Origin of the sequence: Pseudoalteromonas sp. MelDa3, from assembly GCF_002863625.1 — a bacterium.
GTDB lineage: Bacteria > Pseudomonadota > Gammaproteobacteria > Enterobacterales > Alteromonadaceae > Pseudoalteromonas > Pseudoalteromonas arctica.
On the sequence record NZ_PJBR01000240.1, the window covers coordinates 1 to 10,189 of the forward strand.

Annotated in this window: 10 protein-coding genes; 2 read left to right on the forward strand and 8 right to left on the reverse strand. The window is 38.3% G+C overall.

Features of this window, described 5'->3' with window-relative positions; all coding sequences use genetic code 11:
• The 5 genes from CXF89_RS20120 to CXF89_RS20140 form a co-directional block, all read right to left on the reverse strand.
• On the reverse strand, nt 1-240 hold a 240-nt coding region (locus CXF89_RS20120), incomplete at its 3' end, for a 2-thiouracil desulfurase family protein (RefSeq protein WP_121955579.1).
• Nucleotides 241-248: 8 nt separating this feature from the next.
• On the reverse strand, nt 249-929 hold the full coding sequence (locus CXF89_RS20125; protein ID WP_121955580.1) for a ChrR family anti-sigma-E factor: 681 nt from the start codon (nt 927-929) through the stop codon (nt 249-251).
• Complete coding sequence (locus tag CXF89_RS20130; protein WP_121955581.1) at nt 922-1,545, reverse strand: sigma-70 family RNA polymerase sigma factor; 624 nt, start codon at nt 1,543-1,545, stop codon at nt 922-924. Before CXF89_RS20130 ends, CXF89_RS20125 begins: the two co-directional genes overlap by 8 nt.
• A gap of 68 nt (nt 1,546-1,613) precedes the next feature.
• Entirely contained in the window at nt 1,614-2,192 is a 579-nt protein-coding gene (locus tag CXF89_RS20135) for an LON peptidase substrate-binding domain-containing protein (protein ID WP_121955582.1), read from the reverse strand.
• Between the two features lie 235 nt (nt 2,193-2,427).
• The gene (locus CXF89_RS20140; protein WP_101163364.1) at nt 2,428-2,700 is read right to left on the reverse strand and encodes a hypothetical protein; all 273 of its coding nucleotides are present in this window, start codon (nt 2,698-2,700) and stop codon (nt 2,428-2,430) included.
• A gap of 297 nt (nt 2,701-2,997) precedes the next feature.
• Here CXF89_RS20140 and CXF89_RS20145 point away from each other — a divergent pair, with 297 nt between their 5' ends.
• Entirely contained in the window at nt 2,998-4,689 is a 1,692-nt protein-coding gene (locus CXF89_RS20145) for an alkaline phosphatase D family protein (RefSeq protein WP_121955583.1), read from the forward strand.
• Between the two features lie 60 nt (nt 4,690-4,749).
• On the opposite strand, the gene CXF89_RS20150 is transcribed toward CXF89_RS20145, so the two are convergent.
• The 3 genes from CXF89_RS20150 to CXF89_RS20160 all read right to left on the reverse strand — a co-directional run bounded on the left by CXF89_RS20150 (nt 4,750) and on the right by CXF89_RS20160 (nt 9,425).
• Nucleotides 4,750-6,234: a cellulase family glycosylhydrolase gene (locus CXF89_RS20150; protein ID WP_121955584.1), complete on the reverse strand. Its 1,485-nt coding sequence runs from the start codon at nt 6,232-6,234 to the stop codon at nt 4,750-4,752.
• A 400-nt stretch (nt 6,235-6,634) separates the two neighbouring features.
• Nucleotides 6,635-6,985: a hypothetical protein gene (locus CXF89_RS20155; RefSeq protein ID WP_121955585.1), complete on the reverse strand. Its 351-nt coding sequence runs from the start codon at nt 6,983-6,985 to the stop codon at nt 6,635-6,637.
• Between the two features lie 88 nt (nt 6,986-7,073).
• Complete coding sequence (locus tag CXF89_RS20160) at nt 7,074-9,425, reverse strand: TonB-dependent receptor (RefSeq protein ID WP_121955586.1); 2,352 nt, start codon at nt 9,423-9,425, stop codon at nt 7,074-7,076.
• A gap of 219 nt (nt 9,426-9,644) precedes the next feature.
• Between CXF89_RS20160 and CXF89_RS20165 the strand changes: the two genes are divergently transcribed.
• A partial coding sequence (locus tag CXF89_RS20165; protein WP_257983250.1) for a PAQR family membrane homeostasis protein TrhA occupies nt 9,645-10,189 on the forward strand: 545 nt, incomplete at its 3' end.

The following is a 10,189-nucleotide window of genomic DNA, read 5'->3' on the forward strand; positions in this document are numbered from 1 at the left end:
GCCTACTTCGCCGGTGCCATCTGGGCGGCATACTTTAATAGTATCGCCCACTTTAACCTGGCGAATAGTTGGACGAGGTATCGGTAAACCAACAGCTACTTCCGGACAAAACCGTGTGTATTCAACGTGTTTACCTAGCTCATCCATACAAAAATTTGACTTTTTATGTCCTGTGTCAAATCTAACTTTTTCGCCTGCTAAGCAGGCGCTTATACCTATTTTTATTATATCTGTATGCATATATTCTCTTAGTAAATCAAATTACCTATTGGATTAAGTAACTTGCTGAAGCCCTTATTAAAATGTAGCGCACTACTGACAACTGTAAAGCATAAACATCCATCTTTCGTTAAAGGTGTATGTTGATGACTACCATCTTGCCAAATAAAGTCGCCTGGTACGTAATTACCATCTTCATCACTAAACTCACCGTCTAATAGTAAAGTAACTTCAAATCCGGTATGTGTATGCTCAGGAATTTCGCCACCGGCATCAATATGTAGCAAGCTAGAACGCAGCGCACCATCATCAAGCGAAACGCGAGATCGTGCCAGTTTACCAACTTGTGTAAATTTGCTATGAGAAATACGTGTTAAAGCACGTGGAAGCTGATAGTCATGCTCATTCACTTTAATAGATACAGGCTCTACTTCGTAAACTTCATCGATAGAATCATCAGAAATGATCATATCGAGAACATTTAATTCAAACTCTTCAAGTAAATCAGATTTCTCAGTTTGAGGTTTCTCAAATTGAGCAGGCTCTTCACTAAATAATGCATTTGCATTACTTGCTTCAATTTTAGCTACTTTAGCTTGGCACACAGGGCACATGTCTACGTGAATAGAAACGGCTAAACTCAATGATGTAGCAAGTGATGCATCGCAATACTGTGTCAGTAAAGTTTCACTCGGGTGATGTTTAATCATGCTGATCTCCCATTTCATTACGTAATTTTTGCAAGGCCAAACGTAAACGTGATTTTACCGTGCCTACTGGAATATTAAGTTGATGTGCAAGTTGCTCTTGCGACATATCTTGAAAATAAACGCCTCTTACCACTTCGCGTTGAGCAATTGGTAATTTGTCTAAATAGCGCTTAATTTGCTTATCTTCTAAATGATCACTGTATTCGTGATGCGTATCTTGTGTGTCGTTTAGTAACGGCCAAATATCTTCGCTTATATTTTCTTCTTTATTACTTTTCATTTTACGAAGCATATCGAACGACGCGTTACGCATAACGGTATAAACCCACGTAGTCGCAGCGCCTTTTTCACTATGATACAAATGTGCTTTACGCCAAACAGAGGTTAGCGTTTCTTGCACAAGCTCCATGGCTTGAGCTTCAACACCAAACTGCTTTATTCCAAAGCGTTTAATTTTTGGCGCAAAGTATTCAAATAAATAAGAAAACGCTTTTTTGTCGCGTGATTGCGCAACATCTATAAGCGCTTGCATGAGCTCTTTACTCGGCGTTTCTGGCATGGCAGTGTACTTACCTGTATTAGGTTCACAACGTGGTGACTGTTGTTGACTTACCATAATAATTTATCCCGTTATTGCTTTTGTATTGAGTAATACGGGCAATAATTAATTTAGGATCATAAAATTTAGGCAAATTCGTTATTAATCACAGTATGGAGGAAATTCAGTAAGTTATCAAAATTCGTTTCAAATGCAAGTTGCTGTTTTTTCTCAATAGAAACAGGTAGGAGTTCAAGCCAACGTGCTGCAATCCAAGGAAGCTTGTCAAAATGAGTTTTCTTGTACAACAAATTAAGTTCCGGATTACCTTGAAACACGTTTTTAAGCGCGTCGTGTAATAGGTAATGTTCACCAATTTGGTTGTTAGAATTTTTGTACCAATACGGCGTATTACAAGGCGATACTAGGCCATGACGTAATTCGTCTTCGTCTTGATAAACATCATTAATTTGCACATTTTGCGATGCAAATACATCAATTAATAATACATCGTTATCATCTTGGTCAAAATCAATAATATCAACAAGGCAACCTTGGGCGCTTATATTAAAAGGCGTGTCATGCTCAAACGTACAAAGCACAAACCCTGTATTATTTTTTAATGCGGTTTTAACCATATTTAAATAGCGAGGCTCAAATATGCGTAATCGCGTATAACCTTCAGGTAACATAAAAATGGGTAATGGAAAAATCGCACGTTTCATAAAGTCTACTTATTTCAAACACTCTGCCTTTATTTACGTGCGCTTTTGCTAAGTCGATCAGCTTTGTATGAATCGAATTAATTACCAGCTATATAATTGGCTAAAGATTAAACCAACCTCCCATAGCTTTAAACACTTGAACCGAGTAATAAGCGCTAATCATACTGACTACGGGTGCTAACATTAATGCAAATAATCCAAGTTCACTGCTCATTGTTTTAATCCTTTAAATAATTTATTTTGCGTTTTTTATACTAGTGTCAGTATTTTTAAGCGTTGTGCTATCTGTTAAAACGGGCTCATCTAATAAACCCTCTAAAACAGTTTTAGCATCAAAATAAAGCGTCTCCTTTAGTGATTTTTCAAGCTCGATTGTGGTTTGCTTAACATAGCTTGCTACACTTTGAGTTAATATATCAGTTACATCTAGGTCCACTTCTGTTGCGTGTACTTGCGCAGAACCTAATACTAATAAACTTGCCATAGCGATTTTAATTGAATGTTTCATAATGGTATTCCTTGTTTGTGTATTGTTTAGACGTAGTTACATACTCAAGGGTTGTGCCAACATAAAATAAATTATAAGCAACTGTAATTAAACAACTTTACATGCGCCACTTTAATTTAAAAAATTCATATCTCGTTAATTTAACCATTTAATTTAATTTTTTGACTACTTTTTAGTTAATAAATAAAAGGGTTTAAATGTATTAATACCGTCACACTAAATACATTTAGCGTTTATAAAAACGTCATATCTACCCGCTAAAGTGCACACCACTATAAATAATTTAAAAAGTGCAGTATGACTCTTTCATCACGTCGAAATTTTTTAAAAACCTCAGCAGCAAGCATATTTACCGTCGCAGTATCGAGTGCCATTACAGGTTGTGCTCAAACATTAATAAACAAACCTCTATCGGCTATTGAATTTAAACACGGTGTAGCGAGTGGCGATCCGCTTAGTAATGCTTTAATAATTTGGACACGTGCAACCACTTCTCAATCAAATTTTGAAGTTACTGTTGCTTGGGAACTGGCAAGTGACTCTCAATTTAAAAACATTATTCGTAGCGGGCGCGAACAAACAGATAAAAGCCGAGACTTTACAATAAAAATAGACGTACAAGAACTTACTCCAAACACAGAGTACTTTTATCGGTTTATGGGTTTGAATACACAAAGCCCTATTGGCCGTGCTAAAACACTACCAATAAATAACATTGAACAAATTAAAATAGCTGTTGTGTCGTGCTCAAACTACCCTGCTGGGTACTTTAATGCCTACACAGATGCCGCTAAGCAAAAAGATTTAGATGTAGTACTGCATTTGGGAGATTACATTTACGAATATCCAATGGGCGGATACGCTACCGAAAATGCTGAAAAAATTGGCCGCCAATTAGCAGCCGATAACAGCGGTGAAATTATTACCCTTAGCGACTATCGTAAACGCTATGCTATTTACAGAACAGACCAAGGCTTACAAGCACTTCACGCTGCAGCGCCTTTTATCGCAATATGGGATGATCACGAAGTTACTAACGATACCTATAAAAGTGGTGCTGAAAATCATACCCCAGATGAAGGTGACTTTTTTAAGCGTCGCGCAGCAGCTATTCAAGCCTATTACGAATGGCTGCCAATTAGACCGCCTATGGGCGAACAAAGCCCGCAAATATATCGCACCTTCGATTTTGGTAATTTAATAAGCTTGCACATGCTAGATACGCGCGTAATAGCACGCGATAAACAACTCGCTTACAGCGACTATAAAAACCCCGAGACCAAGCAAATGGATGTTGCGCGCTTTGCCAGTGATTTAAATAATCCAAATAGGCAGTTACTAGGTAACACACAACTAAACTGGCTTACGAGTGCAATAACTAAATCAAATGCAAAATGGCAAATATTAGGCCAGCAAGTATTGATGACTAAAATGTGGCTACCTACTGAAATATTCTCGCAATCCGATCGCACTAAAATACCTCAGGTGTTAAAAGAGCTTGTTACCATTAAAAAAGCAGTGTTAGCTAATAAAGCGGTAACACCCGAGCAACTCGCACGCGTAAATACTTTAATGCCTTATAATTTAGATGCGTGGGATGGTTACCCAAGCGAGCGCGAAGCATTATACAAAAGCATTACCGCATTAAATAAAAAGTTAGTCGTGGTTGCAGGTGATACGCACAATGCGTGGCATGGCACATTAAAAAATGCAAAAGGCGAAAGCGTAGGAGTAGAGTTTGCAACACCTGGTGTTACATCCCCGGGTATGGAGCATTATTTAGCGCTTAATACAGCACAAGCAAAGCAAATGGCTGACTCGCTTTCATTGTTAATAAACGATTTAAACTATTGTGACTTATCACACCGTGGATATATGTTACTGACGATTACTAAAGAGCAAATCACAACCGATTGGCGCTATATAGATAACATAAACTCCCCAAGCTATAACATAGTTAACCAGCATCAAAGTGTTTATAAAGGCTAATACTTTTAGAAAGAAGGTAAATGTATTATTTACCTTCTTTGTATATTTTATAAAACGTGCTTAATTACAAGTATAAAGAAGCGTCCACGAAGCATCACTTCCTGGAAGGCTATTTGTATACCAATTTGCGCTGTATGCATTGCCTTGATATTGCATTTTATCGTCGGTGTTATTGTGAGTAAACGGGCCACCTGAGTAATCTTTGTTCACCCAATTAGGGTATGTATTAATGCCATTACAATCGGTTGAACTTACAACACTGCATCCATTTGTATCAACACTTGTACCAGCGGGTGTATCTGGGCACTGATCAATATCATCATTCACACCATCGTTATCCGCATCGCTTTGTGGTTCAACTACTTCAATAACGCAACCTACATTATTAACAGTTTCACCTACTGGTGTATTAGGACATTGATCAACATTATCGCTTATACCATCGGCATCGCTGTCAGTTACTGCACAACCAATACTATCAACCGTTGTACCTGCGGGAGTATTATTGCACTGATCAAGGCTGTCACTTACGCCATCCCCGTCGCTATCTAAATCAACATTGTTACTACCACCACCCCAACCTTGAATGATCTCTTTAACTTTAGAGCCTGACGCGGTTAGTGAATTCCAACTACCGCCTGGAGTAAATAACGATGCACCTTCGTTTTTATCGTTTAAAGCCCAGTTAGCGTGGCTAATATTGTTTGTTTTAAAAAATGCCATCCATGCATCGGTTTCATTGATATTAACACCACCATTGCCATCAGCATTGACTGTTCCCCACTCTGTGGCGAATAGTGCAATGCCGTTATCGAGTGCTGTTTGTGCTTTATTTCGATACGATTGACCATGCGTGCCAGCATAAAAATGCAGAGTGTAAGCAATATTGGCACGATCAATTGGGTTTTGTGATGCCACATCAACATCTTGCGACCACGTAGGCGTTCCAACCACAATTAAGTTATCAGGATCGATTGCTCTAATTTTATCAATAACTGTTTCTGCATAAGGCTTAATATCGTTAACCCACGAGATTTGTAACGGCTCGTTATAAATTTCATAAATAACATTGTCGTACTGCCCATATTTGGTCGCTACGTCTTCAAAAAAGCGAACTGCAGTTGCTTGATCGGTATGTGCTTCATGGCTATGAAAATCAATAATAACGTACATATCTTCGCTAATAGCTGCGTTTACAACAGTATCAAGACGGCTCATATTGCCCTCCCAATCAAAGTTCAAACTACCACCAGTACTCGTACCATGACCAATAGCTGCACGAATTAATGTTGCATTAAATTCAGTTTTTGCCTTTGCTACTGTTTCTGCTGTGTAAAATTTTTCAGCGCCCCACCCCGTATTACTCCAAAATAGGCTAGGTCCTGCAAAGCTTGTGCTTTCCCCACCCGCAAGAATTTGATTCCCACTCACCGTTAACTTCTCAACAGCGGCATTGGCCATTGTTGAGCATCCTAATAATAAAGCTAACGATAAGCTCGCCACTTTAAAATCCTTTCTTTTGTGATTATTTGAACTGTTATTCATCGTATTTCCTTAAATTGAAATTATCAGTCGTCATTGCTTGACGTAATAAATTGACACCAAACCAATACTTAATAGTCAAATAAAGTTAATTTGGCGAGCAGAAAGTACCATTTATTTATTAACATTAAATGAATAAAGAGGTACAAAGATAAGGATTTTAATTAACTAAATATCAACAAGTGAGCTATTTAACGAGGTTTGAGGATTTTACTGGGTATATACAGGAATTTACACGATGTTTACATGATGCGGGCAAAAAACCTCGGTTACAAAAAATATGTATAAAAATGAAAAGGCGATAATAATAATTATTACCGCCATCAATAATAGCTAAATATCAGGGATAAATATGCGGGAAGAAAATTAATAAGCCAACCAAACCGAGTTCTGATTAAGTGGCTTATTTTTTAGTGGGCAGCGCTTTTCTGCCCAAACGGTATGCATCCATCATGCTCAGCACCCAAATTATAATCATTAAAGGTACATACTTATATTCAGCGAGTTGAGCGCAAGCGTCAGATGGTTGTTGCGCGGCTTTTAAAATGGCGGTAACCGACATGGGGATTTTTCCGTTTACAATTTCATTTGCAGTACACTGTGCAATCGCAAATATATCTTGAAAGGTTAAAATTAAAAGAACAGAAAATACACCCGCAAAAATAGCGCCTATAAGGTGTTTTTTTAGAGAAAAATGCCCCGCTCCAGGATAAACAATGGCGGTAAGTAAAGCAGCTTTTAGATCTTGTTTCATTTTTACCTAATATAAATTCACTTTAACGTGATCACATAAAAAAGCCACTTTGCAGTGGCTCAATTAAAATATCAAGTAGTTAAATGTATTATTGTCCACCAAACCCGAGAGTTAACTCAATACCAACAAAACGAGGTGCCCCTGCAACAAATGTTGGGTTGCCAAATCCCCCTCCAGTATTACCTGCATCAACTAAATACTCTTTATCTAATAAGTTACTGGCAAATACACTAACGGCCCAATCATCATCACTTGCAATTCCTAAGCGCGCACTGACTAATCCAAGCCCAGGTTGGCTAATATCTAAGCCTGATATTGGCGCATTTGCTGGCTCAAAATACACTTCAGAGCGGTAGCTATATATTAAAGAGCTCGTTAAATTAAGTGAGTTCGACAATTCTGTTGAATAAAACAGCCCCGTACTAAACGTCCACTCTGGTTGTAATCTAAATTTATTGCCTGCGAGGTTACCGTTATTGCTGTCATCATCTATTTCAGCATCAAGGTAAGCCGCATTGGCAAATACCTCAAACTCATTATTAATTAACGCCCTTACTTCAGCCTCTGCGCCAACATTAGTGGCAGAGCCCGCATCTGCAGAAAACGCAACGCCTTCATCATCCTGTAACGTAACCTGAAAGTTAGAGTAATCTTGATAAAATACAGCGACAGAGTAATCTAAACGCCCGTCAAGCGCTTTGCCTTTAATACCGGTTTCGTAGTTCCAAATAATTTCCGCTGGGACTTCTGATATAGAAGCTTCGACATTCCCTTGTTCATCGTTAGCCGAACTTACTTCAAGTACTTCCGAACGACGCCCTTTTGAAATAGTCGCATACATATTTGTAGTAGGGTTTATTATATAAAGCGCATTAAAACGTGGCAGCCAATCATCATAATCAGCATCGCCATAGAATGTTTCACCATTTGTATCAACCGTAAACAATGGCGCTTGTGTTAAAACACTATTGGGTGCTGCAGAGCTATAACCACTGCGCTTTTCTTCTTTTATATAACGAAGACCCGCTGTTAACTCTAATGCTTCAGTAGTAGCATAAGTTACATCAGCAAACGCTGAGTACGCTTTGTTTTCACCATAGTTTGTAAACTCTAGTGAATATGGCAACTCGTTTACTACACCACCTGTTAATGCTGGCGTTAAAATATTAACGCTACCATCATTATTAATACAAGGAACACCTGAACCCAATACGCCTAAGCAATTTAAAAATATAGACTCCTCTGTACTAAATGGAACACGCTGGCTACCATCTTCTTCAAAATAACTCACACCAAAAATACTAGTAAACTTATTCTGCGTATAAACAGCGCGTAATTCTTGGCTAAATTGATCGCCCTCAGCAGCTTCTGCAAATTCTAAAAACCATGCTTGCGTACCATCAGCATCAAACACTTCTAAAGAGTCAAAGTTACGCCCTGCAGTAATTGAGGTGATTGTTAAATCGTTACTTACATCCCAATTTACAGTCAAATTTAAATCGTTAACTGTGCGATCCACACCTAAGTCTTTTTTTCCAAACACAGACTCTGCATACGGACTACCTGGCATTTCAACAAAGCTATATGGACTTATATCACCACCGGTTGGTGCATAAAGCCCATTTTTAAAAGATGTACCCGAGTCATCATTTTTTTCATACGTATACACCAAATCAATCGTTACATCGTCACTAGGTGTAATACGTAAAGACGGACGATAAGAAAAACGCTCAATAGCATGCATATCATCTTGCTTAAACCCAGCCGGATTTTGGGAGTTACTATCTCCTGCAATATTTTTTATAAACCCATCACGTTCACGATAAGTAAAAGCAACACGGCCTTGCAATAAATCATTGCCACCCGTTACAAAGCCACTAGCACCTTTGGCCGAGTAATTACCAACGGATGCTTTTAATTGAGCCGAAAAATCTTTTTCTGGTTTACGTGTTGCTACACTAATAGCACCTACAGAAGCTGCTGTTCCAAACAGTGTCGCTTGTGGTCCCTTAACAACTTCAATCCCTTCTACATCAAAAAGCTCAAAGTATGAGCCACGAGAGCGTGATACATCTGCTCCGTTATAATAAATAGACACACGAGGGGATGATTGAGACGACCCACTATCAGACGTAATACCACGAATTACAAAGCCCGGGTTGTTAGGGCTTTGCTCTTGAATAACAAGCCCTGGTGTTATTTCAGATAAAGTGTCTAGTTCACCTATACCCAAGCTTTCTAAAAAGTCGCCATCGTAGGCGCTTATTGTTACGGGCACATCTTGTATTGATTGCGCACGCTTTTGAGCAACAACCACTATTTCATCAAGTTCTTTATTTATGGTTTGATCTGCAAAACTATTTGTTGATGTAACGCAAATCATCGCCACAGACAATTTAGTAAGTTTAAGAAAAGGCCGTGTTGTTAATTTATTTTTCATGTTTTTCACTGTTCGTCCGGTTAATTGTTTTTAGGAATTACCAGTAATCTAACGAACTATTACGACTTTTTTACGTCTTATTAATTACGCATTGGTTAAATTGATGTTTCAACTTTATGAAAAACAATAAATTATTGTATTCATATAAAAATTATAATATTGAAAAACTCAGCGTACACTTGTACACTAAAATTCATTCAAATAGTGGTAGGATCTGTCATGTCGTTAGAAGCGCCCTATTCTAAAAAAGAAGAACAACTAAACGTAATTAGCCATGCACTTGGTATTGTATTTGCCGCATTTGTTATGTGGGATTTATTTAGCCAAGCCACCAGCACTAAAGCGTATGTAAGTACTGTAATCTATGGCAGCAGTCTATTTGTACTGTTTTTGTCGTCCACTTTGTACCATGCCAGTATTCAACCGCGCTTAAGAGCCTTTTATAAAAAGTGCGATCACTGCGCCATATACTTATTAATTGCCGGCACCTACACTCCCTTTTTATTAATCTCATTAACTGGTGCTTGGTCATGGGCCACACTTACATTTATTTGGGCGGTGGCACTAGCAGGCGTTGCGTACAAAGTATTTGTAAAAAACGGTAATAAAAAAATATCACTCGCCACCTACTTGCTCATGGGTTGGTTTGCACTGGCTATAGTGTATCACTTTATTTCTAGGTTGAAGTTAAAACACCTTACTGGGTTCTTGGCGGGCGCATTTTTTAATGGTTTGGTAACTTTTTTTACAGCCGTTAAAGCAAC

What these genes read in the sequence shown, in the direction of transcription:
- CXF89_RS20145 (WP_121955583.1), top strand. Translation starts at nt 2,998, where the DNA reads ATGACTCTTTCATCACGTCGAAATTTTTTAAAAACCTCAGCAGCAAGC.
- CXF89_RS20140 (WP_101163364.1), bottom strand. Translation starts at nt 2,700, where the DNA reads ATGAAACATTCAATTAAAATCGCTATGGCAAGTTTATTAGTATTAGGT.
- CXF89_RS20135 (WP_121955582.1), bottom strand. Translation starts at nt 2,192, where the DNA reads ATGAAACGTGCGATTTTTCCATTACCCATTTTTATGTTACCTGAAGGT.
- CXF89_RS20130 (WP_121955581.1), bottom strand. Translation starts at nt 1,545, where the DNA reads ATGGTAAGTCAACAACAGTCACCACGTTGTGAACCTAATACAGGTAAG.
- CXF89_RS20125 (WP_121955580.1), bottom strand. Translation starts at nt 929, where the DNA reads ATGATTAAACATCACCCGAGTGAAACTTTACTGACACAGTATTGCGAT.
- CXF89_RS20160 (WP_121955586.1), bottom strand. Translation starts at nt 9,425, where the DNA reads ATGAAAAATAAATTAACAACACGGCCTTTTCTTAAACTTACTAAATTG.
- CXF89_RS20150 (WP_121955584.1), bottom strand. Translation starts at nt 6,234, where the DNA reads ATGAATAACAGTTCAAATAATCACAAAAGAAAGGATTTTAAAGTGGCG.
- CXF89_RS20155 (WP_121955585.1), bottom strand. Translation starts at nt 6,985, where the DNA reads ATGAAACAAGATCTAAAAGCTGCTTTACTTACCGCCATTGTTTATCCT.